The organism is Komarekiella delphini-convector SJRDD-AB1, assembly GCF_014831675.1.
Taxonomy (GTDB): Bacteria; Cyanobacteriota; Cyanobacteriia; order Cyanobacteriales; family Nostocaceae; genus Komarekiella.
The window spans coordinates 12,625-35,823 of the sequence record NZ_VJXY01000055.1 but is presented as its reverse complement, the minus strand read 5'-3'; the positions used below and the strand labels follow the sequence as shown (position 1 = coordinate 35,823).

General features: G+C 39.6%; 24 protein-coding genes and 1 pseudogene. 10 read left to right on the top strand and 15 right to left on the bottom strand.

Annotated features, from left to right (window positions below; translation table 11 throughout):
- Positions 1–534 precede the first annotated feature (534 nt).
- Positions 535–1,422, top strand: a complete 888-nt coding sequence (locus FNW02_RS31300) for a response regulator (RefSeq protein ID WP_191761340.1) — start codon at positions 535–537, stop codon at positions 1,420–1,422.
- A gap of 271 nt (positions 1,423–1,693) precedes the next feature.
- Here the strand turns inward: FNW02_RS31300 and FNW02_RS31295 are convergent, their stop codons facing one another.
- From FNW02_RS31295 to rsmA, 3 genes are all read right to left on the bottom strand, one after another.
- Positions 1,694–2,023, bottom strand: coding sequence for a DUF3082 domain-containing protein (locus FNW02_RS31295; protein WP_191761339.1), 330 nt, complete (start codon positions 2,021–2,023; stop codon positions 1,694–1,696).
- Positions 2,024–2,095: 72 nt separating this feature from the next.
- Positions 2,096–3,049: a 4-(cytidine 5'-diphospho)-2-C-methyl-D-erythritol kinase gene (ispE, locus tag FNW02_RS31290; protein ID WP_191761338.1), complete on the bottom strand. Its 954-nt coding sequence runs from the start codon at positions 3,047–3,049 to the stop codon at positions 2,096–2,098.
- Between the two features lie 33 nt (positions 3,050–3,082).
- Complete coding sequence (rsmA, locus tag FNW02_RS31285; protein WP_191761337.1) at positions 3,083–3,898, bottom strand: 16S rRNA (adenine(1518)-N(6)/adenine(1519)-N(6))-dimethyltransferase RsmA; 816 nt, start codon at positions 3,896–3,898, stop codon at positions 3,083–3,085.
- A 182-nt stretch (positions 3,899–4,080) separates the two neighbouring features.
- Between rsmA and FNW02_RS31280 the strand changes: the two genes are divergently transcribed.
- The 4 genes from FNW02_RS31280 (at position 4,081) to FNW02_RS31270 (ending at position 5,078) form a co-directional block, all read left to right on the top strand.
- Positions 4,081–4,308, top strand: a complete 228-nt coding sequence (locus tag FNW02_RS31280) for a type II toxin-antitoxin system RelE/ParE family toxin (protein WP_348535472.1) — start codon at positions 4,081–4,083, stop codon at positions 4,306–4,308.
- A 74-nt stretch (positions 4,309–4,382) separates the two neighbouring features.
- Entirely contained in the window at positions 4,383–4,481 is a 99-nt protein-coding gene (locus FNW02_RS40255) for a helix-turn-helix transcriptional regulator (RefSeq protein WP_431356830.1), read from the top strand.
- Positions 4,482–4,484: 3 nt separating this feature from the next.
- The gene (locus tag FNW02_RS31275; protein ID WP_348535476.1) at positions 4,485–4,694 is read left to right on the top strand and encodes a HigA family addiction module antitoxin; all 210 of its coding nucleotides are present in this window, start codon (positions 4,485–4,487) and stop codon (positions 4,692–4,694) included.
- Positions 4,695–4,802: 108 nt separating this feature from the next.
- Positions 4,803–5,078 carry a Pepco domain-containing protein gene (locus FNW02_RS31270; protein WP_225226029.1) on the top strand — a complete coding sequence of 92 codons (276 nt, stop codon included), beginning with the start codon at positions 4,803–4,805 and terminating at the stop codon, positions 5,076–5,078.
- 115 nt (positions 5,079–5,193) lie between these two features.
- On the opposite strand, the gene FNW02_RS31265 is transcribed toward FNW02_RS31270, so the two are convergent.
- Entirely contained in the window at positions 5,194–5,832 is a 639-nt protein-coding gene (locus FNW02_RS31265; protein WP_191761336.1) for a Uma2 family endonuclease, read from the bottom strand.
- Between the two features lie 223 nt (positions 5,833–6,055).
- On the opposite strand from FNW02_RS31265, the pseudogene FNW02_RS31260 reads away from it, so the two are divergent.
- Positions 6,056–6,633 (top strand): annotated as a pseudogene (locus FNW02_RS31260) (Uma2 family endonuclease).
- A gap of 123 nt (positions 6,634–6,756) precedes the next feature.
- Here FNW02_RS31260 and FNW02_RS31255 read toward each other — a convergent pair.
- On the bottom strand, positions 6,757–8,226 hold the full coding sequence (locus tag FNW02_RS31255) for a site-specific integrase (RefSeq protein WP_191761335.1): 1,470 nt from the start codon (positions 8,224–8,226) through the stop codon (positions 6,757–6,759).
- A 296-nt stretch (positions 8,227–8,522) separates the two neighbouring features.
- Between FNW02_RS31255 and FNW02_RS31250 the strand changes: the two genes are divergently transcribed.
- Positions 8,523–9,155 carry a superantigen-like protein SSL4 gene (locus FNW02_RS31250; RefSeq protein ID WP_191761334.1) on the top strand — a complete coding sequence of 211 codons (633 nt, stop codon included), beginning with the start codon at positions 8,523–8,525 and terminating at the stop codon, positions 9,153–9,155.
- A gap of 51 nt (positions 9,156–9,206) precedes the next feature.
- Here the strand turns inward: FNW02_RS31250 and FNW02_RS31245 are convergent, their stop codons facing one another.
- A complete protein-coding gene (locus tag FNW02_RS31245) occupies positions 9,207–9,527 on the bottom strand; it encodes a CopG family transcriptional regulator (protein ID WP_191761333.1) in 321 nt (106 codons plus the stop codon).
- Positions 9,524–10,114 carry a ParA family protein gene (locus FNW02_RS31240; RefSeq protein WP_191761332.1) on the bottom strand — a complete coding sequence of 197 codons (591 nt, stop codon included), beginning with the start codon at positions 10,112–10,114 and terminating at the stop codon, positions 9,524–9,526. Before FNW02_RS31240 ends, FNW02_RS31245 begins: the two co-directional genes overlap by 4 nt.
- A gap of 1,721 nt (positions 10,115–11,835) precedes the next feature.
- Here FNW02_RS31240 and FNW02_RS31235 point away from each other — a divergent pair.
- Positions 11,836–13,503 (top strand): MBL fold metallo-hydrolase, encoded by a 1,668-nt coding sequence (locus tag FNW02_RS31235; RefSeq protein ID WP_191761331.1) that lies wholly within the window; start codon positions 11,836–11,838, stop codon positions 13,501–13,503.
- Between the two features lie 66 nt (positions 13,504–13,569).
- On the opposite strand, the gene FNW02_RS31230 is transcribed toward FNW02_RS31235, so the two are convergent.
- The 8 genes from FNW02_RS31230 to FNW02_RS31195 all read right to left on the bottom strand — a co-directional run bounded on the left by FNW02_RS31230 (position 13,570) and on the right by FNW02_RS31195 (position 19,846).
- Positions 13,570–13,881 (bottom strand): DUF6679 family protein, encoded by a 312-nt coding sequence (locus FNW02_RS31230; protein WP_162397257.1) that lies wholly within the window; start codon positions 13,879–13,881, stop codon positions 13,570–13,572.
- Positions 13,882–14,094: 213 nt separating this feature from the next.
- Positions 14,095–14,259: a hypothetical protein gene (locus FNW02_RS31225; RefSeq protein ID WP_191761330.1), complete on the bottom strand. Its 165-nt coding sequence runs from the start codon at positions 14,257–14,259 to the stop codon at positions 14,095–14,097.
- 186 nt (positions 14,260–14,445) lie between these two features.
- Positions 14,446–14,661, bottom strand: a complete 216-nt coding sequence (locus FNW02_RS31220; RefSeq protein ID WP_191761329.1) for a hypothetical protein — start codon at positions 14,659–14,661, stop codon at positions 14,446–14,448.
- Between the two features lie 314 nt (positions 14,662–14,975).
- Complete coding sequence (locus FNW02_RS31215; RefSeq protein WP_191761328.1) at positions 14,976–15,764, bottom strand: Nif3-like dinuclear metal center hexameric protein; 789 nt, start codon at positions 15,762–15,764, stop codon at positions 14,976–14,978.
- A 77-nt stretch (positions 15,765–15,841) separates the two neighbouring features.
- Positions 15,842–16,591 (bottom strand): hypothetical protein, encoded by a 750-nt coding sequence (locus FNW02_RS31210; protein WP_191761327.1) that lies wholly within the window; start codon positions 16,589–16,591, stop codon positions 15,842–15,844.
- Between the two features lie 302 nt (positions 16,592–16,893).
- Positions 16,894–17,307 carry a secondary thiamine-phosphate synthase enzyme YjbQ gene (locus tag FNW02_RS31205; RefSeq protein WP_191761326.1) on the bottom strand — a complete coding sequence of 138 codons (414 nt, stop codon included), beginning with the start codon at positions 17,305–17,307 and terminating at the stop codon, positions 16,894–16,896.
- A 12-nt stretch (positions 17,308–17,319) separates the two neighbouring features.
- A complete protein-coding gene (locus tag FNW02_RS31200; protein ID WP_191761325.1) occupies positions 17,320–18,402 on the bottom strand; it encodes a glycosyl transferase in 1,083 nt (360 codons plus the stop codon).
- A 253-nt stretch (positions 18,403–18,655) separates the two neighbouring features.
- Positions 18,656–19,846 carry an aminotransferase class V-fold PLP-dependent enzyme gene (locus tag FNW02_RS31195; RefSeq protein ID WP_191761324.1) on the bottom strand — a complete coding sequence of 397 codons (1,191 nt, stop codon included), beginning with the start codon at positions 19,844–19,846 and terminating at the stop codon, positions 18,656–18,658.
- 133 nt (positions 19,847–19,979) lie between these two features.
- On the opposite strand from FNW02_RS31195, the gene FNW02_RS31190 reads away from it, so the two are divergent.
- Together FNW02_RS31190 and FNW02_RS31185 are read left to right on the top strand one after the other, a co-directional pair.
- The gene (locus FNW02_RS31190) at positions 19,980–21,440 is read left to right on the top strand and encodes a TM0106 family RecB-like putative nuclease (protein ID WP_191761323.1); all 1,461 of its coding nucleotides are present in this window, start codon (positions 19,980–19,982) and stop codon (positions 21,438–21,440) included.
- Between the two features lie 274 nt (positions 21,441–21,714).
- On the top strand, positions 21,715–22,899 hold the full coding sequence (locus FNW02_RS31185) for an esterase-like activity of phytase family protein (protein ID WP_191761322.1): 1,185 nt from the start codon (positions 21,715–21,717) through the stop codon (positions 22,897–22,899).
- The last annotated feature ends 300 nt before the right edge of the window (positions 22,900–23,199 follow it).

Sequence of the window (23,199 nt, the reverse complement as noted above, 5' to 3'; positions counted from 1 at the left end):
TGATTGAAGTCATAATCTTGATCTATTTTTTTATGTTGACGAATTTTTTAAATTTAGTAGTAATTTGGTGATTTTCTAGAATACAGATGTAAAAAGTGGTTATAAACCCTAGGAGTCAGTTTAATATTTGAGTATTTACTTGCAACTATTATAACTGTACTTATTAGTGCTGAATTGTTTGCCAATATTTTTTTATATTACCAAAGTGCAATATCTTGCTATTTTATTGGTAAAATCAAAGTTAATAATCCTAATTTTTTTCGCTTTTTCCTGATTTGTTTTTGTCAAACCAATAATTGAGACCAAGCTTTTAGGAAGCTGTGATGATCAGTTTACTAATACTTATAGATTTAATGCATTAACAAGGAGTGATGAAAATTCTGAATTGTGACGAGTTTTAGTAAAACAAAAGCTCACTGAGTTATGAGTTGTTAGTTAATAAATATCTTCAACTCAACATTTACAGGTCTTGTAAAGAGTATTCGGCACAGAGTTTGGTAATTATTCCCTGCCAAAAATCCTAGTGATGGAAGAATGATGCACGAATCGAAAACAATCCTAGTAATTGAAGATGATACCGATACCCGCAATCTCTTCTTAGATGTTCTTGAGGCTCAAGGTTTTTACACAATAAGTGCTGAAAACGGTATTGCTGGTATACAGCAAGCTCAAAAACATCTACCCGACTTGGTGATTTGCGATGTTCTGATGCCAGATATGGATGGTTATAGTGTTCTGACTACGCTCCGTCAAGATCCTGTTACAGCGATTATTCCCTTTATTTTTCTCACTGGTAGCAACACTCAGGCTGCTGTTCGTAAAGGCATGGAGTTGGGGGCAGACGATTATCTTACTAAACCTTCTACTATTGAGGATTTGCTCAGAGCGATCGCTGTGCGATTAGAAAAGCAAGCTTTACTTAGGCACTGGTACGCTACCAACTCTTATCCAACCTCTGAACCACTACCTTTATCGGTAGATTCTGAGTCAATCTTTCCGTTGGTTCCTCAACTACAAGCAGTTTTCGATTTTATTGAGGATAAATACAGCCAAGGAATTACTTTGTCTGATGTAGCTAAGGCAGTTGGTTATTCATCTGCTTACTTGACTAACCGAGTCAAAGAACTAACAGGAGAACCTGTGAATGTTTGGATTGTCAAGCGCCGAATAGCAGCAGCACGTCCTTTACTTAAAGATACTAACCAGACAATTGAGCAGATCGCCACTACACTGGGCTATCAAAATGCGTGTCATTTCTCTCGCCAGTTTCGTCAATATAATAATGGACAATCTCCTAAGGTCTGGAGAAAACAACATCAACTTCTTCAAGCTACCAGAAACGTAAAGCTGCAACTCATAAAAACTCATGGTCAGGTGGGAAATCTCGTGCCTTTAAGTTGCTCATCAAAAGTAAATTACTAGGCTATTTTGCGCTCAAATTACACATTTTTTCATTTTTTTCATGGGGAGCTACTACATAAGTTAGGCTCCCCAACTTGTATTACAGCAGAATAAAGGTGTTAGGAGTTGGGACAATACTACTTAAGTTTTGCATTTTCAACTCGGAATTTGATCTGGGCAAAAGGTCAGCTAGCGCTTGGCGTACCCTACGGGAAAGCAAACTACAAAGCAGCGTTACCCAGAAAGGGTTAAAGATTATATGAGTCTATATGCAATTTAAATGTGTAACAGCTTAGTTTTGATTACCTTTACGCTTGGTCAACTGCTGCACTAATAATTGCACTCCTAAAGCCAACAAACCAACAGCTACTATACCAAAGACCCCAGTTCCTAAAGCAAAAACGCCGACAACCAGAGTACGAACAGCAGAGGAAATTTTTACCACTAATGGATTTACTGAATGAATGGGTTTGGTAGCAAAATTTGTGGCGATCGCAATCATCAATGAATACACTGCAAAACTCATTCCTCCAGAAATCACCGCTCCTGTTATACAGCGTAAAGGACTCGCTGTAACTTTTACTTGAGCTTCTGTTTGTTGAATTACATTTGGATCACTCATAGTATTTCAGATTTTAGATTGAGTTATTAGGGATAATTCTTGTCCCATTTTTCATTAAGGATAAAGCTTTCTCTAAACTGACGATGCTACATGAATTCCATGTGTAGTCATGCGGGTCACAAATAATTCTAAATTTTCGTCAGAAATGGCTTCCTGCAAATGTAGCTTAACTGCTTGTGCTTGTTGTTCAGATTCTACTAGAGCGAATACTGTTGGGCCAGAACCAGACATCATTGTTCCCAAAACACCTTCTTGAGTTGCAAATACTTCTCGCAGTTGCAAGACTTGGGGATAGGCGGGTAACACTACGCGCTCTAAATCATTGTGCATTTTTTGAGCAATTTTTGTTGAGTCTTTATCCAGGATAGCTTTAACTATTTCTCCTGAATGGACTGCACTAGCACGTGCTGTCAAACTCTCGGTATCTCTAATATAAGAATTGCCAAACTGTTCTCTATAGGTTTTGTATGCCCAAGCGGTGGAAACTTCTAGGCTGCGGTATTTCGCCAATACTATATATATATGATCTAAACTTGGCAGGGCAGAAAGTTGCTCACCTCTACTTGTAGCGATCGCTGTTCCACCCGCTATACAAAACGGCACATCTGAACCGAGTGTAGCTCCCAACTCCTCTAATTCTGACTGAGTTAGTCCCAATTTCCATAGTAAATCTATCCCCACCAAAACAGCTGCGGCATTTGTAGAACCACCAGCTAATCCAGCAGCTACGGGAATATGCTTCTTTATAGTGATTTCTACACCTCCATATTTACTAAAAGCTTCGGGAAATTGCGTCGTCATTAGTTCTGCTGCTCGGTATGCTAAATTACTTTTGTCTGTAGGTACTTGTGGATGTTTGCAGTGAACGCGAATGGTATCAACGCTTATGGAACGCACATCTATTTGATCGGCAAGGCTGATACTTTGGAGTATCATCGCTAACTCATGATAGCCATCAGGGCGATCGCCGATGATTTCCAAATACAAGTTGATTTTGGCAGGGGCAATTAGGGAGTAGGAACGCATTTTGAGTGCTGAGTGCTAAGTGCTGAGTTGTAACTACTCAGGGGTGAGTAAATTAGCCAGTGTTACCCATTGGTTAACGCTGAGGTCTTCGGCACGAACTTGGGGATTTATTTCTAATTGTTCCAGTAAGTGGGTCAGGCGATCGCGTTCTACAACTGATTGCAAATTATTTCGTAACATTTTCCGCTTTGCGCCGAATCCCAACTTTACCAAATTTTCTAATCGTCTTGGGTCAAGCGCTGGTATTTCTATTTTTTGAGGATACAATCGCACGACTGCTGAATCTACTTTTGGCGGTGGGTGGAATGCTGCTGCTGGAACTGTACAAATTAACTCGCACTTAGCCAAATACTGCACCCGCACACTTAACGCCCCAAAGGCTTTTGATCCTGGTTTAGCATACAACCTTTCTGCTACTTCTTTTTGTACTAACAACACTATCGAGTCAAATGGTTCAGGGTTGGGGTTAGCGATCGTACCCAGTAGTTTCTCGATGATTGGGCCTGTGATGTTGTAGGGAATGTTAGCTACTACTTTGTTTGGCTTTTGGAAATTGGGAAATGCTGCCAAATGGGATGGTAAATCTAGAGTGAGAAAGTCCCCTTGTAGTAGTAGAAAATTTTCAGTTTTACCCAGTTGTTTAGCTAAGAGTTTGCACAAGTTGTAATCTATTTCAACTGCGACTAGAGATTGTACCAAGGGTAGTAAACGGCGAGTCAGAATGCCGGTTCCGGGCCCTATTTCTAGGACGCGATCGCCTTCTGTACATTCTGCTGCTTTAATAATTGCGTCCAGAGCCTTTTCACTTTTGAGCCAATGCTGAGCAAAGAGCTTGCGCGGTCGTACCATTGATTTTTCTTTTCCTGTCTAGTTTTCAGCTTTTTCTAAAAAACCCGTTTCTTACTTTTTTCTTACTTTTGAGGTTTGTTTTTTTGAGCTTTTATCAGTTTTAGTATTGACATTAGATATTTTATATGGTAATTGCTTTACTAAAATAGCATAACGTCCGTGCTATTATGTTAGTTATGATAGTGTCATTCAAAGACAAGGGCACTGAAGATATTTTTGATGGGAACGATTCAAAAGACGCTCGAAAAACTTGCCCCATTAACCTTTGGAATGTCGCCCAAAGAAAACTAGATCAACTAAACGCAGCAATTTCTTTAGATGATATGAAAGTCCTACCGGGCAATAGGTTAGAAGCCTTAAAAGCAGAGAGAAAAGGGCAGCATAGTATTCAGATTAATACTCAATATTGAATATGCTTTGTGTGGGCAACAGAAGGAGCTTGTGAGATTGAAATAGTCGATTATCATGATTGAGGTATGCTGCAATGAGAGTGCCCAAATATCGTCCTCCCACTCATCCTGGGGAAATTTTACTCAAGGATTTTTTAGAACCTTTTGGGATATCACAAGCTGAACTTGCTTAAGCAATTCATGTTCCCTATCAGCGAATCAATGAACTAGTAAATAGAAAGCGTGGAGTGATACCAAGTACTGCTTTGCGGTTAGCAAAATTTTTTGGAAATAGTGCTGAGTTTTGGTTAAACCTTCAACAGAATTGGGAACTTTACCACGTCTTCAAAGAAGAGGAAGACCTTAACGCCATACTCAGGTTCACACATAAAGAACAAGTTACTTAATTAGTTAGGCTTAACTAGCTGTAGTTCGCTTATGTGGAAAACGAAATCATAATTTATACCGTTGTATATATATTTATGGGAAAATTTTAGCTAAACACTTAAGGCATTATGTCAGAAACACCTTCAGATACCATTTGGATTGTTACCGATGAAACTCCTCAAATATCGATTCCTGAAGGTGCAAAAGGTGAGATTAGCATCGGCAGGGATTGGAGAGACGAAACTTTGAGAGAACCTACTGGTAGCAAAGGGGTAGGAGATGCAGTTAAGGTTAGCGCTCAAAAATTAGAGCAAGAAATGACTCACTTTTTGCAAGTAGTGGGACGCTTGTTTAGCCATGCCGAACAGCAAGCTGAAGCGATCGCTGCCAGTCAGATAAGATAGGCAATGCGTACAATCATAGCACTCACCTCAATCAAGCAATATCTAAAGCCTTATCACACCCATTAACTGAGATTGCTGAGTATATTTTTAATCTCTGCGCCTCTGCGTTATGAAATCATATTTGCTCTCTCACCCAAACACGAAATGCTTTCATCGCCTCATTCCTACCATCAATTTTACTCCGTATTAAGTATTCAGGAACAGTTTGAGCAACGAGTAAATCGGGAAAAATAGAACTAGTAACAGATTTTACATATTTACCATTAGTTAAAACGTTGATTTCTAGCTTAGTTCCATTCCACCGCCACAATTCAGGGACTCCCAATACTTCATAATTATTAAAGCGAGTGCGAGAGGTAATATCAATTTCAATTGCTAAATCTGGAGGTGGATCAATTGTTAAATCAATTATGTCCTTACCTCGAACAGCAGCTTCGTTTTGGATGTAGAAACAATCATCAGGTTCTACTCCAGCATCCATTTTTTCTTTATCAAAAGTTGTAGACCCCAAACTCCAAAATTCAATATCGAGTTCTTCTAGGAGAATTTCTACCAAATTTCCAATGATTTTTTTACTTACTTCATGCTCTGGTAATGGAGCCATTATTTCCAGCACCCCTTGACTGTAAGATATCCGAGAACTGCGATTTTCTCCCAAATCTGCCAAAATATGTTTATATCCTGACCAGGATATATTTTTAATTAGCAACTGATGACCAGCAGGTACAATTAGTTGGTTGAGTTCAAGTAACATAACCTTCCTCGCTTCTCAAGTTAACCTACCTAGTAACTAACTTCAATAAATTTCAATTTTGACATGAAGCTAGAATAAATTTTAGGTTTTATAATAAATTACTGTAACTGTTTTCTATCTGTATTTTTTGTATATATAACATTAAGTATGATCTGAATTTATTCATATATATTAGCTTAAAATTATAAGTATATAGGTCGATGTCATCCCCAATATAATCGCCATGACAGCCATTACAGTCAACTTCAACTCAATTTTTTAACTAACCGATGACCAATTTTATCGACTGTGTCGAAAGAATCCAGATATAAAATTTGAGCAGAACGCCAACGGAGCAATAATCATCATGCCACCCACAGGAGGACAAACAGGAAATCGCAATTTTGAAATTGCTGTCGAATTTGGTATATGGAACCGCAAAACAAAATTAGGCGTCTGCTTTGATTCTTCCACCTGTTTTAAACTACCTAACGGTGCAAACGCTCCCCTGATGTTGCTTGGATACAAAAAGATAGATGGGATACACTCACGCCCGAACAAAAAGAAAAGTTTCCTCCCATTGCTCCAGACTTTGTTTTAGAGTTAATGTCACCGACCGATAGCTTGCAAGAAACCCAAGCTAAAATGCAAGAATATATAGATAATCAAGTAAAACTTGGCTGGTTAATTAACCGTAAAGTACGACAAGTTGAAATCTATCGCCAAGGCAAATCAGTAGAAGTTATAGAATCTCCTACAGAGTTATCAGGAGAGGATATATTACAAGGTTTTATTTTAGATTTGCAAATTGTTTGGGAATAACTTGATATAGCATTTACTAGCCGATTGGGGTACAAATTTATCAATGTTTATCTGTGGTTAATTACAACTTCTGTGTACGTCACTCAACTGAAAACTGCTATATTTGCAATGATACTCTGCAACTTAACTCAGCAATTCACCTAATTGGTGCTGAATTAACAACCCTTTGAGGGTTGCATTTTCAGCCTTGAGTGCATTATTTTCAGCTTCTAACTCACTAATTATCGATTTTAGGGCTTCCTTCGTTATACCTTGCCTATGAATAACTACTTCTTGATAAATTTCTAAATTAGCATCCTCATTCATCCATCTTTGATAAGTCTTGGTATGCTCTTGTACCGTATGCCCCATGTAATCTGCCATTGTCTTGATGGGGACTCTCAAACGATGTCCACGGATTGCATAAGCATGACGTAAATCATAAGGACTAAACCCTATACCAGAGGTTCTAAATTTTATATGAATTTTTGCAGTCTTATTACTAAGTTTTCCTTGATTATAAGGAAATCTAATATTCTTTAAATCAAACAATTCTACCCAATGGGGATGTAATGGGGGAATGCCACAACTGCGCTCACCAGTCTTAGTACCCTCTGTAAGGCTAGGATTCAGAGTTACTAAATGAAAAGTATTTGCTGTTTTTAGGAACGCTTCTACATCTACAGCGAATAATTCATGTGGTCTTAATCCATAAGTTGCTAACATACCATACGCCCATTGCCATTGTTCTGGTTGTGTCATGTTATCCTTACTAGCATAGGCTGATAATGGCATACCTATTTTGAGAAATCCTTGAAGAATTTCCTCATCTAACGGAACTTTCCGAATAGTAGGATTAGGCTTAGGAGTTGCATATGTATTTATTGTTTTAAATCCATTAACACCGCAGAATTTACAAAACTTTTTTAGTTGCCATGCCAAAAAGAACCTAGCCGATGTATTAGGCTTAGTCTTTTTTAGTGCTTCCTCTAGTGCATCTAAAGACATGGGAACATCTTGAGGGAGTTTTTTAAGATGCCTCATGTAATGACTTTCCCAAGTACATATTCCTTGCCTGTTATTCTCATGAGTTTTCCAAAATTCCTTTTCATATTCCTCAATTAATTCTCTGATGAGTCTAGCGGGTTTTTCCTCATCTAGTAACTCTATTTTCTGTGCTTGCTTACCTAGCAAATATGGCGTCCACTGAAATTGCTTTGTCATTAGCGATAAATCTAATTCGCGCGCTTTAATTACAGCAGTTTTTACTCCAGCATCATTAGCAACAAAACCAAATGAAATGGTATATTGCCTATTGGGACTACTATTTTTTCCAATATCACCAGGTTTACATGGAAAAGTCCCTTGTAAACCAATAGATTTATCACTAGTTAGCTTCAGTTTAATCTTCACTCTATCTAGACTTAAAGCAAAGTTAGCTTGCTGAACAGCGTGTTTTATCCTGAGATACTCACGCTCTATCTTGGCTCCTTCGTCTGATGCAGAGTGTTTAGATTTCCATTGCTTCCACTTAGATGGCTCCCATTGCTCAATTGGTGTACCATCCCATTCGCCTTTACGGGGATCATGTGTGCTAGATTTGTTGCTAGGCATAAGTATTTCTGATTACTTTTTAGTTTGATGACATAAAGCTTGCTACATAACCAAAGTCTGCCTGGACTATGAGAGATTATTGATTTTATAGTTTGGTTTATCAAGCTATCTCAATGTAGCCACAGATTTTTAGTCTATGGTTGAGTTAGTTTTGAAAATAGCCAATATAAAGTAAAAAAGTAAAGCTTCGCAAGCAGGTTTTAGGATAGAAGCTTCATATACTCAAAATTCGCAAATTTATACGGAATTGATACCAGCAACACTGAAGTTGATAAAAAACCTAGCAGTAAAAGACTATGAGCCAAATTATTAACACCAGCAAAAAATATCTTTTACCCTTTATTGTTGTAGCGATCGCAGCCAACCTCAGCAGTTGTAATTCTAACTCTACTGTTCGTAGCATTGACAGTGAAACACCAGCGCCTATTACAACACCAAACTTTACATCATCACCAGCGCCGATTACAACACCAAACAGCGCGACTTCTCCAACTCCAAGCGTAGCTCAGTTGAGAGATAAATCTCCTAATAAAGAACTTTTGAGGAATACACCTTCTTCAACTTCTCAAGCTGCCGCTAGCAAAACTACCAACGTTACATTATACACAAGTGATGTTCAATGTCAAGCACTGGTTCCAGAGAAGGTTTCAGTATCGGCTGAAGAACCTGTGACAAATGCAGTGGGTAGAATTATAGCGAAACGAGATACAAGCGACTTTAGTTTGTCTGGATATCGTGTCAATGTTAAAAATGGCATTGCTACAGTTGATTTAAGAATATCTCCTGAGTCAAAGCGGCAACTAACCTCTCTTTCTAGTTGTGAACAGTTTGCTCTGTTTGGCAGTCTCCGCAAAACTTTAACAAGTAATGCCCAATGGAATATTAAAGAAGTTCGCTTCACTCAAAAAGGTGAGGAAATTGTTTTTTAACACGCAAGTCTCTTAACTCTTTTGATACCAACTTCGTGTTACATCGGTTCACTACTGTCCGTCTTGACCTTGACTTTTAGATAACAACCACTGCTCAACCAACTCTGTTAGGATATCGCTCATCTGCCGCTCTTGGGAAGCAGCTGTTGCCTTAAGTTGTCGATGCAGTTGTTTGGGCAGATATATAGTTGTACGAGTATAGTCGGGACTGGTGCTTTTGCTTTGAGAAGTGAGCTGATCGTCGGTTAAGTGTGGCTTGTCTTTGGAGTTCTGATGGTCTTCAGCCACTCCTCGGATTTCTCTTCTTTGTTTACGACTACGAGCAGCATCAATCAGGTGATCAAAACGGCTAGTTTTTTTCTTATTGTTCAAAGTAATATCTCCTTTCCAGCTTCGGCATAACATCGCCACGCAATTTGAGCATAAGGGTCTTTGACAGCATTGACTGGAACACCTTCTAAAGCGGCTCGTTGGAACACAGCCAGCCGTCGAATTCCCGACTTGAATATAGGTAGTCCTGCTTGTTCCAGAGATGTTCTAGCTTCTTCTCCTGCCTTATTTGGATTTGGCGGGATGAGAGTCAGCAAAATTTGATAGTTTGTCTTTAGTTCTTTGAGTGCGTCAACCATTTGCAGTGTTGCAGCTAAAGCGATCGCATCAGGAGTTGTAGGTATTACCAGCAAATCACATCCCTCTGCAATAGTTTTTAGTTCATCTGGATCGGGTCGGGCTGGCGTATCAATTACGATATGCTCATAAAGTCTCGCCAAACGTACCCCTTGCTTTTCATCAGTAACTTTGAATGGTAAGCAACCTCGGTTAGACCAATCCAAAGCACTGCGGTTGAGATCGCCGTCTACTAGCAGTGTGTCAGCTTTATTCTGAAGGTATGTAGCTAGGTGTAAAGCTGTTGTAGACTTACCAACACCTCCCTTGAAAGCCGCTACAGTAATAATCATTTTCGATTTAAACGCAAATAATTCCAAGATTTTACAGCATATCTAAACATCTGGACATTTAACTGTTAAACCAAAACATCTAAGCATCTAAATGTTTAGATGCTTAGATGTTTTGTACACTAAAAAACAGCACATAAGATTTATGTATGCAAATATTTAGTACATAAAATTTTTTCAGTAAAGTGTGGGTTAATAAAACAAAATATACTAAGTATATAAATTCTACACATTCACAAAAGTAGGCAGAAGATTAAATCAAATTATCTTGTCACTCATGCAAATCATGCGAAACACATTTTGCAAACCTATCAAGAACGCTATAGGAAGCCAAATTTATTTAATAAGTCAATAGGTTTAATGGTGGGTCAAAGTATTCTCATTAACGAAGAAGATTTTTGGCTTAAAAATCGACGCTTAATGCAACCAGCATTTCATTGAAAGCAGCTTGCAAATCTCAGTTCTTTGATGGTGAGATGTACATAATCCTTATTTCAAGAATTATTGGTTACTTTTTTCCACTTGCTACCACAGAAAAGTATGGTGAGCATAAAGAAAAACTGTATGTAGTTGTTAACTAAGATGTCGCAAGTATTTTTTAGGATATTGTGTACTATAAATTACTAAGATATATAAGTTTATTTGCGTAATAGCGTAATCAAGATAGCGATCGCCCTCAAAACCAAATTTTATTTAAATTAATAATAAATAAGTACAAAAATTTAAGTAAAAATTATGAATCCAATTAGGCTGATGAGTTGGGAATTGTTAACTGGGTAAGACTTCCCAACTTTAATTCCTAATAACTGATCGCCAAGTAAGTATTATCTGCATGGATAGACAGGTTAACCGAAAGGTTCTACAATCTGACTGATTGTGGTAAATTTACCTATTGTCCAATCAACATAAGCATAGTAAAGATTTCCTAGTGATTCTGCCATGTCACAGAAGCACTAAATTAATATAGGAAAGTCTTGAGTAAAGGGCAGCAAACAAATGGATGTAAAACTGATATTAGCTGGATTAACAGTTATATTTACGATTTCGTGCCTGTTTTTTGGCACAAAAAATGGATTTTATGATTCAGACAACTATCACGGTAATGGCTCTGCACATTGATAAAAATCTAAGAGCTTGCTAGAGGCAGACGTAGACGCCCGGAAGGTAGTGAGGCTGCGTTGCAAAGAGAAGTTGGAGCGGCAGCTTCGAGAACTCTGTTTGGTGTTGGCGGAGTCATCGCCAACACTAAACACAAGTTCAGTAACCGCTCTGAACTTCGGGGAGGGTTAAGCCCAACCTAGACGACTACGTTCTCCCAAGGGGTTTTCGTACCCCTAGAAAGAAACAAGCTAGGCGTTGGCAGAGCCTCTTGCTCCAGAAGCGTCCCTAAAGGAAGAGTGCCGGAAAGACTTATCGTCAGATATCAGAACTTCGGCAGATACTTTACGTAAGAGTGGGTTAACTCTTTACGCTCAGAACTTTAAAAAGGAAAACAGGCAAGGGGCGAAGTACCTGAGCAAATAGTTTGAGAGATATTCCTTAATTAACTTTTCCGAACCAGTGCGGGTTCGGTGGAGGCGTCCTCCCCAATCAAAAATTCGCATTTTCAAGATCTAGATCTAGGTACGCACTACGAAACTTAACCTAGATCACAAAACCAAAATCCGTGTAGTTTTTGGCTTTTGGGACATGTTCATGATGATGAGGTTTGAGGGGAGGAGAGCATGAGGGATAATCTGTCGGCATCCTCTCGCGTTGATGCTGGAGAAGTAGGTAGTGAATTAGAATGTTTGCCTTATAGCGTCCAGCATAACGATGAGGGTATATGTTTATTGATCAAGATGGGCCCACACCGCATCTTGTTAGACTGTGGTTTGGGAGATATTTCATCGCTGGCAAGGGGACTGAGTAAGTCGGAACGTCGGGGTAGTTCGCCCCTACCAGCAGATTTAGTATTGATTAGTCATGCCCACCCAGATCATGCTAGAGGTTTACTAGCCCTGCATAAAGCTTTTCCACTGTTACCCATCTATGCTAGCGAGGTAACTAGCAAATTATTGCCGTTAAATTGGCAAGACCAAGCTCATACGGACATTTCCCAATTTTGTCAAGCGTTGCCTTTGCGATCGCCTGTGGAATTTCAAGATGGTCTGGTGGCAGAATTATTTCCCGCAGGGCATCTTCCCGGAGCAGTAGCGATTATGCTCACCTACACTACCCAGCAACGCTCTTACAGACTACTGTATACAGGAGACTTTTTCTTATCAAACTCTAGGCTGGTAGAAGGTTTGCGTTTAGAAGAACTACGGGGATTAGACTTGGATGTGCTGATCATTGAAGGTAGTTATGGCACATCCCGTCATCCTCACCGCCGCAACCAAGAAAATCAACTAGCAGAGCGAATTAATAGAGCTATCGCCGACCATTGTTCTGTACTACTTCCCACACCTGCTTTAGGATTGGGTCAAGAACTGCTGATGCTCTTGCGCTCTCATCACCACTTCACAGGACGTGATTTAGATATCTGGGTAGATGGTGCTGTCGCCACTGGATGCGATGCGTATCTGGAACTGCTACCTCACTTACCTGCGTCAGTACAGAATTTCGCTCGCCATCAACCATTATTTTGGGATGAACGGGTACGTCCTCGCGTACGTCGGTTACAGCCAGAACATCGTGCCACTGTGGGCAATTCTCCCTGTATTGTTCTCACTGACTCTACTGCTGATTTGAGTCAGCACTGCCAACCTGATACTGGGCCTTGGCTAATTCTTCTACCAGAAAAAATTGATATAAAAGTTAACAAACAGTATTTAGCACCCACAACTATTGAAACCTATCTGTTGGCTCAACATAGTGATGGCCCTGGTACTACCCAGCTAATTCATAATTTGCGACCCCAGCATGTCATATTTGTCCATGGTTCCCCTGCTTACTTGGCAGACCTCACCAGCTTAGAGGAGTTGCAAAACCGTTACCACGTACATTCTCCTGCTGCTGGTACTTTAGTCGAACTGCTTATTGGCGATACATTTTTACAACCAGCAGCACCAGAGACTAATTATGAAGGCGAACTAACTGAATTGGGAACAGTAATCACAATTACTTTACCCGAAGCAATTGCAACTGATTCGCGCTGGCAACAGTTTGCTGATACTGGTTTAATTGAAGCCCGTTGGCAGGGGGAAGAACTAGTATTGCGGGGATTATCCCAACGAGAATTGCTCAACCAAAGTAGCGATCGCTTTACATGGTCTGAAGTAGACTGCTGCGGTACTTGCCGACACCAAAGAGGACAGCGGTGTTGGAACCCTGCTTCCCCATTGTATAACTTCAAGGTAACTCTTGAAGGTTACTGTCCAGCCTTTGAAGGTTTAAATGATAGTCAATAGTCTAAAGTCAAGAGTCAGTAGTCCAAAGCAATTAACTTTGACCCTTAACCCTTGACCTTTGACCATTTATTCTGGATTTGAGTCTGTGTATCGATTGCGGATGCGCTCAGCTTCGGGACAATCCTCTGTTAAGAGAGGTTCTACATTACCGCGCGGCACTGAAGCTAATTTTTGTGTTACAGCGCCAATGCTTTCGAGACGAACCATCTCCTCCCAAGAACAAGTTTCGTCTTCTTCTTCTGTTTCGTAACGTAGAGTCACTAAATCCCCTTCTATATCGAGGATGCGGGCGCGTTCAATCCAGCGTTGCTGGTCCCGCAAGAAAACACACACCTCCCGCCCATCGCAACACAATTGATAAATCTTGCGGTGTAGCATGTACTGCTTCTGCCTTTTTAAACAACGTAGTTAAACCTGTCAAAATTTGGGTTTTACCCCAGTAGATTACACTCTTGAGAGGTCAATTCTAAGGTTCACAACTAGTGTGTCTCGTGACCCAATCCTAATACTTGCTTACAATTGCCAAGTCTAAGGATACTTTGAGCCAAAAACCAATGTTGTTGCACCAGTTGAACTTGAACTCTTTCAGAGTCATTCTAGGGAACGTTTACTTCTGTAGAAGTCCAACGATTCAGGAGTTGTCTTACCCAACTTAATACTTGCTGGTGAGTTCTTACTACCATTATGTAATAATAAATACTCCAAAACTAGCATTGATTGCGGTTGTTCGAGTTGCCTAATTGTAATCATTGGCATTGCTAGAAGTCCGGGGACTTGGCTGTACTTTTACCCCCATGTATTTGATCTTAACTCATTCTCTCGCTGACCTGAACGGTTTTAAACAACAACACCCGAAGAGTTTTGAGTTTAGGGTTGTTGCTTGATGTGACACCTCCACCTCCAATCAACAATACAGTACTAGAGTCACCTATTGTTGAAGTATCAGCAAGATTTGTGCGTTATCGGAAATTCTATGAGCAGATTCGAGGACGCTTCTCGTTTAATTTGACCTGCGCGAACCGCATCGTATAGAGATGCAATGGCTGGTAAATCCTCTGACTGATAGCATTTAGTCGCCAGAACTTGATGGAGTAGACCCTCAGATTCAACACTAAGATATCCAGTTTGAAAAGCAGATTCAACGAGTGTGCGAATCATGTTGATTGGGGCAGAGTGAGCAATTTGTTACCTCTAGTGTGTAACATTCTCCTCTTTTACTAATTGATATGAAACATTAGATCACGGTGATTATAGTTACTTAAATTAAGTGATCTAAATCACACAGTATATTGCAATGGTCATTTTTAAATTTTTTGCTGAGATCATAAACGGTAGATTATAGATACATGACTTTGTAGCATACAAGTTGTAAATACGCAAAAAATATAAGTATTTTAATATACATGTCAATAAAGTTATACTAATTTATGATTAATGTATAAAAAATTTTTAACAAACAAGTAATCAAGTAATTAAGTAAAAAACTGGCGGAAATCTTCATCTTCATGACTCAATTGTACTGAGTCTAAATTTAAGAATCCAAATTTTTGCACCAAGCGATCGCAAGCGGGGCGTTCGGTAGCATAGTGTCCGGCGTCAATTAAGATTAAACTGCGATCGCGGCTTTCTTGAAACTGATGAAACTTGCAGTCAGAGGTCAGATAAGCTTGAGCACCAGTTTTGACTACCGCTGAGATAAAACTAGCCCCGGAACCACCCAAAACTGCAACTCGTGAGATTGGCTGCTGTAAATCAGCGGTTGGGGAAACAATTAAATTAGGGGGAGTAAGTCGAGTTTGAATTGCTATAAGTAATTCCTGTAAAGTTAGAAATGGCTCTAACATACCAACACGGCCATATCCTAATCCTGCTTGTGTAGGTACTATGGGAGTGACTTCTTTGAGTTCTAGAATTTGAGCCAACACATCAGCAGTACCATCCTCTACTTGGTCAAAGTTCGTGTGGGCACTGTAAATACCAATATTGTGGGTAAAAGCTAACCGTACCATCTCCGCGATCGCCTCACCACTAAGTAAGGACTTGGGGGGACTAAAAATTAACGGATGATGGGCAAAAATCAGATTAGCATCAAGAGCGATCGCTTCTTGCATTACCGCCAAAGTTGGTGTCAAACACACTAATACTCGTGCTCTTTTTTCTAACACTCCAGGTTCAACCTGCCAGCCACAATTATCCCAGCTTTCACACCAAGCAGGATTTGCCCATTCTTCAAACCAAGAAATTAACTCAGCAATTTTCATAATAATGTTCTAAGCAATTATTTTGGATACAGCCAGAATACTTGCCAGTGATATATTTTACAATTTTAAATTAGTACTTAGTGTGTCTGTGGCTGAATATTCAATTTTAATGCTAACTGCTGGCGCATTTCCTGGAAAGGTTTATTCCAAACAGGGTGAGCATTCCAGTTCCAAGTCGCTACTGGGATAAGTTGTTCTTGAGCAAGATAAGTTAGTAGACGGTATTCATCTTCCGGTTCACGGGAAAAAGTGAAGGGATTACGGTAGCCTGTGTCACACAATTTATAACATTTGACCTGACCCTGATTGATACGTTGCAAAAGTTCTTTACCTTTAGCAAGCAAATAATCTAAAAAAACTAAACTGAAAGGCTCCACATGTACACGAGTTTGTGGCTCTTTTTGTACCCATCTTGCCCAGTCGAACCCATACATAAAATCGTGAACATAGCGAAAGCGGATTTCTGTTTTAATTCCAAACATCTCTGATAGAGATACCATCTTTTCACCAAAACATTTTAAAAAAATAACCGCACCTTCATCTGCTACCAAAGCCTGCCTGAGCATACTATTTACCATAAAATCAAAATCCCAGAAAATGTTTTCTGGAAAGCTTTGTAGCTGAGCATGGACTATATCTTCTAAAGTATCTCGGAAAGTTGTAAGTATTTGAGTATTAGTGCTTTTTTGAGCCGTTAAATATCCCAGTTCTGCAAAGCTAGTAATTCTAGTCTTTTGGGGATTAAGTGACAGCAAATTAACAGATTGCTGGGCAAGTATTTCGTCAATAAATTGGAAAGAATTAGTGGGTGTCAGGTCTTGCTTCATAAGTAATTTAAATAGACCATACAACTTCCTATAAATAATAGTTTAAGTTAGCAGAAATCGAATATTAAATTAATATAAAAAACTTAACTTTTTAGTTAACAAAATGACATGCAATGCTCAGTGTTTAGTTAGTTGCACATAAAAAATTTTCGCCAAAAAGCCATGATGGCGAATGTTCAATCATATCACTGCGAACTTTATGAAATTATACACAAAAGGTACACAGCAAGAATAGAGCATTTAAACTCTACAGATTAATGCTCAAAGAAAAGTTATCAATAGGTTCTAAATTTAAAACCTCATTAGCTAGAAATGTGAACAATCAATTCTCTTGTATGACTGCGCTGGCGATGTTCCCAAATATAAATTCCTTGCCAAGTTCCCAATACTAAATGACCGCGATTAATAGGGATATTTTCAGAAGTGTGAGTAAAAGCTGTACGAATGTGTGCAGGCATATCATCGGGGCCTTCGGCATCGTGGATGTATTTACCCGATTCTGGTACAAGTTTTGTCATAAAGTTAGCTAGATCCACAAGAACGTCAGGGTCAGCGTTTTCTTGGATTACTAAACTAGCTGAAGTGTGGCGCAAAAATAGAGTACAAAGGCCAGTTTCTATTCCCGATTCGGCAACTATAGCCTCAACTTTTGCAGTGATATTGTGAAAAGATTTACCAGTAGTAGAAATTCTTAGAAGTTTTTGGTAGTGAGTCATATATATTAAAGTTTAATTACTATGAAAGTAGTCGATGACAGCGTGAGCGATCGCTTCATTACCATTCTTAGCAATTGGTTGAGATTGTTTGGGCTTTTGAGGTAATTCATAGAGGAAATTCCAAGTTCCTTGAAAAAACTCAGATGGTTTGATAACTTGATGCTGGTTGTAATTAGTTATGCCTTCTATTATAAAAGTTGCTTCGGCAAAGTTTTCACGTGGGATGGTAACAACAGGTACTTCTAGTAGTGTGGCTTCAGAAAAAGTGCCGTAACCAGGTTTAGAAATAATTCGTCCACAAATGGGTATAAAATCCACAGGGCGGTATTTACGATTGCTAATTTTCACTAAGTTAGGTAAGTCAGGTGCAAATTCATCAAAGACAATGAATTGCCAATCTGGAAATCGTCGCAGGTTGTCATAGGGAATTTGCTGTAAACCCAAGCCGCCAAAAGTCAGCAAAATGGTTTTTTCGATTGGTGCAGTTATTCCCCAAACAGAGCGTAAATCATCCGCAGAGTAATGAGGAGAACCACCAGTTAAGCCAACATCTGTGATATTCTTAAAAGCTGACATTGGTTCGTGAAAGGGGAGACGAAATAAGCGATCGCACTTTGAGTACCAATCACCAATCCAGTCAGCAATGGCAATAAATTCGCCACCCCAATCCCGGTAAATAAAGTCCCAGCCAAAATTACTCATCATCCAGCAAGGAATGTTTGCAGCCTGAGCAAACCCAGGGGCTAGAAAGGGAATATCTGCCAAGATGAGATTAACGCGATTTTGGCGAATAAAATTAACTTCTGAGGCAATCAGTGAATTTTGATGCTTTTTAATATCTAGCAACTTTTCTAAAGTCGCTTCTTTATCCATTGTTAAGCTATCTGCTTGCACCACACCCAAATCAAATGCACGGGGACGATGGATAAAATCGCCTGCTATGTAACATTCTAATAACCAGCGTGGAGCAGTGGTCGCCAAAATTAGTAAAATTTCTGGACATAACTTTTGAATTGTCGCAGCTACAGATGCCGTGCGGGTAGCATGACCAAAGCCGTGGTTTGTGATGGCTATGTATAAAATTGGGCGTTCCATTTTGGAATTAGGAGATGGGATTCAGGAGTTAGGAGTAGCTCTGTCAAGATAGATCAAAAATCTGCTTGCGTCCCTATGATTGCTAGATAATCTGATTTATTGCCTACGTGTATTTGTGGTTAATAAGTTAATTTTTATCACCACAAAGACACAGAGAAAACTGAATCTTGAAGTTACACCTTGACAGAATTAGAGTTAAGAGGTGATAGGTAGAAATTAAAATGATAATTTCTATATTGATAACTCATAACCCTTAACTGATTTTGCAAAAACTTTGAATTGCTTCAACTAGTAGGTCAATTTCCGATTCTAAAGTAAAGTAATGGACGCTAGCGCGTATACAGTTAGGACTGGCAATTGTCCGAGTTAATATCTTTTGTGACTCTAGGAATTGCACTAACTTAAGACTTGCTTGGGGCTGCTTGGTAAGTTGAAATGAGACTATACCGCTTTGGGGTGGGGAAGTCTTCAAACATCTGACATCGGGTAAAGCTATCAACTGTCGCCAGAAATAGTCACTATTATGGCAAATTTGCTCATAACGTTCCTGTGACGTTCCCCATTGCTGATGAATTGCGATCGCTTCCCTTAACCCGACATATAGCGGATAAGCTAATGTAGACACTTCGTATCGTCGCCCATCTGGAAGCCAGTCCACAGGTTGAGATTGACTATCGACAACAATGCCACGCAAGCCAATAAACGTAGGTTTTAAGCTTTCTCGTACTTCTGGTCTAACATATAAACCACCCACACCCGCCGGCCCACATAACCACTTGTGTCCTGTGAAAGCATAAAAATCTACCCCCAATTCCGCTAAGTTTAAAGGCAATGCACCCACCGACTGGGCAGCATCAATCAGCAATAAAGAATTATTAACTGTGCATATTTCAACTATTTTGTCAAGAGGTAAAACTTGGCCTGTGTTCCAGAAAACATGACTTAGTACTACCAGGCGGGTATTAGGGCGCAAGTATTGGGCAATGACTTGCACAGGGTCGCCCTCATTTAAAGTTGCCATCAAGGGACAGGTAGTAACTTCTACAGCAAATCTGCGGCTAATTTCCTGTGCAGTAGCAATTATACCTGGGTGTTCGCAATCGGAGAGCAAGATATTGTCGCCAGCGTGCCACTCGATACCCCACATGGCGATATTACAACCAACAGTGACGTTTTCAGTGAAGGTAATTGTTTCAGTTGGTACATGTAACTCAGAGGCGATCGCTTCTCTGGTAGCTTTAATCTGGGGGGCTATCCAGCCATAGGCTTCATTCCCAAAGGGCCCTATGTGCTGAATATGAGCTTGAGTTTGGGTAATGGCATCCATTGCCCCTTGAGGCATCGGCCCTTGTCCACCGTAGTTGAAATAAGTCTTATTTGCTAAAGCGGGAAATTGCTCTCGATGAGGATGCAACCTAGTTTGTGAAATAGAAATACTAGTCATACAAATTTTGGATGAAGTCAAAAGTCAACGGTCAAGTGTCCTTCTTGTCCCTTCTACTCCCCTATTCTCCCACTCCATTATTAGTTGTCTGGGTTTATCGCAGAGAATACTAAATTATTGTTAACTTAAAGGGATGTTAATTAATGCCGAACTCTTACTACAATACCAACGCTGTAAGCGCCGACCTTTTTTAGATACTCACGGTGACAAAAGTCAGCGAGATACTCCTAATGAACTGTTGTGGAAACTACAACAAGACAAAATAGCTCATCAGTTGAGTATCTTGGCAAAATTGACCTATCACCAACCAGATTATCCATACGGAAACTGGGAAGCGGGAGCAGCAGCGACTTTAGAATTAATGCAGCGTGGTATTGAGTACATTCATAAAGGAGTGCTGTTAGCAACTTATTCTGAAGGATACACCCTGCTGAGCCGTCCAAATTTACTCGTCAAGCAGCCAGGACAGTCCTGCTTTGGAGATTGGGTTTACGTCCCGGCAAGTATTGAGTTAGGTAAGCGCCCTAAGCAAGAATATCAAGTTGTTGCTGCATTTCACGCCCAAGTATTAGCAACAGTGCAGAGACGTAGACCCGAAACAGCTTTGCTGATGTTGCGAACCAAAGACAGAAGCTATGCAGTAGATTTGGTCAAATGGATGCCACAGATGCAGCAGATTCTAGAGGAGTTTATTCAAGTTTTAGAAACGCCGGCAGCGCCAGAAGTGTTTATTTCTCGTCAAAAGTGTAATCTTTGCCATTGGTATAGTCAATGTTATGCGATCGCCCAATCTCAAAAACATCTCTCATTGTTACCAGGAGTAACACCCATTCGCTACACTCAACTTCAAGCCCTCGCCATCACTACACTGGAATCTCTGGCCAACACTAGTCCCACCACCCTAGAAAACCTGCTTGGTTTCGACAGCGAAGTCGCGCCCAAGCTAGTAGTACAAGCTCAATCTGCACTGGAAAGACGACCGTTTATCTTACCCTACCCACTACCAACAGCAGATATTACATTCACAGCACCCATAGAGCTTTACTTCGATATTGAAGCACAGCCAGATTTAGATTTAGATTATCTCTTAGGAGTTTTAGTCGTTAATCGCAAAGCTAACACAGAGCAATTTTATTCCTTCATGGCAGAAAAACCAGAGGACGAAGAATCAATTTGGCAGCAATTCCTGGATTTAGTTTGGCAATATCCCGAAGCGCCGATTTATCATTTTTGTGTTTATGAATTTGATACAGTCAAACGGCTAGCAAAGCTTTACCGTACTCCATACTCTTCAGTACATCCGGTTTTGAACCGATTTGTGGATGTTTACGAACAGTTAACGCAAAGTGTCGCCTTACCAGTAGAAAGCTATGCCCTGAAAGCAATCGCCCGTTGGTTGGGCTTTGAATGGCGTGATAAAGAAGCTAGTGGAGCTAAGTGTATTTATTGGTATGATCAGTGGTTACAAACAGGCGATCGCACCTTACTAGAAATTATCCAACGCTACAACGAAGACGATTGCCGCGCTACCCGCAGCGTGAAAGACTGGCTTGTCAATTTTGTTCAGGATGAATATGGTACACGATTTGCTTGAGCATCCTGCAATCTTCCACCAGTGCCAACAACTGCCTCAAAATGAACCTAGGACTACTAGCTAAAGTCTTCTAATAATTACGCACAAAGAGTTTAAATCCACTTTTTTATACTTGAGCTATTGAACTGGAACTCCAGTTACAAGCGGGCTAAGAGGCTAATCGAGAATACTACAAGACATCAGTATTTTGAAACTGGTAAAACGATTGATACTCTTAACTCTTAGCTTGAACGTGATATCTTATTTTATGATTTTTACACAGCAATAGCTTTTCATGCAGCTAATGAGAAAAATCTTCACCTTGCCACGGATTATTTACTTTGTTATCTCGATTTTAACTATCAGCCTCTTATTCACAAATTTAATCACAGGCCCTATTGAGATTAGTGGTATAGACTTTATTGGAGAAACCTCTTTCATAAAAGGATTAACTTTCCAAAAAACTGAAGTCGGAGGATTATCTGGAATTACCTACGACACAAAAAATGAACTTTATTATGCCATATCCGATGACCGTGGGCAAAAAGCTAACGCCCGTTTATATACTCTGAAAATTGACCTCAGTAAAGGTTCGCTAAAAAATGGCGGGGTTGTTCCTGTCGGTGTAACCACATTATTAAATGAGAATAATCAAACATTTTCTCCTGGTAAAATCGATACAGAAGGTATTGCTTTAACTAATAAAGCAACTGTATTCATTTCTTCAGAAGGCGATGCCGGAAGATTGATTAATCCTTTTATTAAAGAATTTTTACTATCTTCTGGTAAAGAAATTACAACATTACCCATACCAAAAAAGTTTTTGCCTGATAATAATGGTCAGCAAGGTATCCGCAATAATTTGGCGTTTGAAAGCCTCACCATCACACCTGATCAAAAGCATCTGTTCACAGCTACCGAAAATGCTCTAATTCAAGATGGACTAGCAGCTAAACCCAAGATTGGTACTCCTTGCCGGATTTTGCAATACAATCTGCTTACTAACCAGCCAGAAAAGGAATTTCTTTACCAAACTGAACCAGTCACACCATTTTTAAATATAACTGGCAAGTTCGCTAGTGGATTACCTGACTTACTTGCACTCGATAATCAAGGACACTTTTTGAGTTTGGAGCGATCTTTTACTGGCTTGGGATTTGCTATTTTCCTATTTCAAGTTTCTTTAGAAGGAGCTGATGATATTCGCAATATTGACAGCCTATTGGCAGTTGAATCCAAAAAAATCAAACCCGTTCAAAAAAAACTACTGTTAGATTTAAGGACTCTAGATGTACTGCTAGACAATATCGAAGGTTTAACTCTTGGTTCTAAGCTACCTGATGGACAGCAAGCATTAATTCTTGTTAGCGACAATAACTTTAATTCCTTGCAACGTACACAGATACTAGCTTTTAAACTCAAAATTGAAACACCGTTAATCAGGTTATTACGCCGTTTTTTTCCAAATTTTAAACGTTAGTTCAATAAAAGTAAAAGCGATAGTCCTGCGGAGTCACTTCACTACGTTCGCGTAGCGTGTCGTAGACAGAGGATGTGCCAACGTGAACACGTCTTTTCCTTGTTCAGTTATTTTTGCTTGTTTCTGTGTATTCACGGTATAAACAAGACAACTTAACCTTGCCTATTTATCGTTTCAGTGAAATTCCTCAACCACGTAACTTAATAAATATGTTACATAATGTTTAACCTTTTTTGTAGCGATTTTTATCTAAAATGATTAAGTTCCTAAAATCATTAAAATCTTTCCCAAATCTAATTA

Bases quoted from the DNA above. Each gene is read 5' to 3' on its own strand.
- FNW02_RS31240 (WP_191761332.1), bottom strand. From the start codon at position 10,114: ATGATTATTACTGTAGCGGCTTTCAAGGGAGGTGTTGGTAAGTCTACA.
- FNW02_RS31300 (WP_191761340.1), top strand. From the start codon at position 535: ATGATGCACGAATCGAAAACAATCCTAGTAATTGAAGATGATACCGAT.
- ispE (WP_191761338.1), bottom strand. From the start codon at position 3,049: ATGCGTTCCTACTCCCTAATTGCCCCTGCCAAAATCAACTTGTATTTG.
- FNW02_RS31190 (WP_191761323.1), top strand. From the start codon at position 19,980: ATGTTAATTAATGCCGAACTCTTACTACAATACCAACGCTGTAAGCGC.
- FNW02_RS31185 (WP_191761322.1), top strand. From the start codon at position 21,715: ATGCAGCTAATGAGAAAAATCTTCACCTTGCCACGGATTATTTACTTT.
- FNW02_RS31230 (WP_162397257.1), bottom strand. From the start codon at position 13,881: ATGCTACACCGCAAGATTTATCAATTGTGTTGCGATGGGCGGGAGGTG.
- FNW02_RS31205 (WP_191761326.1), bottom strand. From the start codon at position 17,307: ATGACTCACTACCAAAAACTTCTAAGAATTTCTACTACTGGTAAATCT.
- FNW02_RS31225 (WP_191761330.1), bottom strand. From the start codon at position 14,259: ATGCCAATGATTACAATTAGGCAACTCGAACAACCGCAATCAATGCTA.
- FNW02_RS31270 (WP_225226029.1), top strand. From the start codon at position 4,803: ATGTCAGAAACACCTTCAGATACCATTTGGATTGTTACCGATGAAACT.
- FNW02_RS31200 (WP_191761325.1), bottom strand. From the start codon at position 18,402: ATGGAACGCCCAATTTTATACATAGCCATCACAAACCACGGCTTTGGT.
- FNW02_RS31265 (WP_191761336.1), bottom strand. From the start codon at position 5,832: ATGTTACTTGAACTCAACCAACTAATTGTACCTGCTGGTCATCAGTTG.
- FNW02_RS31255 (WP_191761335.1), bottom strand. From the start codon at position 8,226: ATGCCTAGCAACAAATCTAGCACACATGATCCCCGTAAAGGCGAATGG.
- FNW02_RS31220 (WP_191761329.1), bottom strand. From the start codon at position 14,661: ATGATTCGCACACTCGTTGAATCTGCTTTTCAAACTGGATATCTTAGT.
- FNW02_RS31235 (WP_191761331.1), top strand. From the start codon at position 11,836: ATGAGGGATAATCTGTCGGCATCCTCTCGCGTTGATGCTGGAGAAGTA.
- rsmA (WP_191761337.1), bottom strand. From the start codon at position 3,898: ATGGTACGACCGCGCAAGCTCTTTGCTCAGCATTGGCTCAAAAGTGAA.
- FNW02_RS31295 (WP_191761339.1), bottom strand. From the start codon at position 2,023: ATGAGTGATCCAAATGTAATTCAACAAACAGAAGCTCAAGTAAAAGTT.
- FNW02_RS40255 (WP_431356830.1), top strand. From the start codon at position 4,383: ATGAGAGTGCCCAAATATCGTCCTCCCACTCATCCTGGGGAAATTTTA.
- FNW02_RS31195 (WP_191761324.1), bottom strand. From the start codon at position 19,846: ATGACTAGTATTTCTATTTCACAAACTAGGTTGCATCCTCATCGAGAG.
- FNW02_RS31210 (WP_191761327.1), bottom strand. From the start codon at position 16,591: ATGAAGCAAGACCTGACACCCACTAATTCTTTCCAATTTATTGACGAA.
- FNW02_RS31215 (WP_191761328.1), bottom strand. From the start codon at position 15,764: ATGAAAATTGCTGAGTTAATTTCTTGGTTTGAAGAATGGGCAAATCCT.
- FNW02_RS31250 (WP_191761334.1), top strand. From the start codon at position 8,523: ATGAGCCAAATTATTAACACCAGCAAAAAATATCTTTTACCCTTTATT.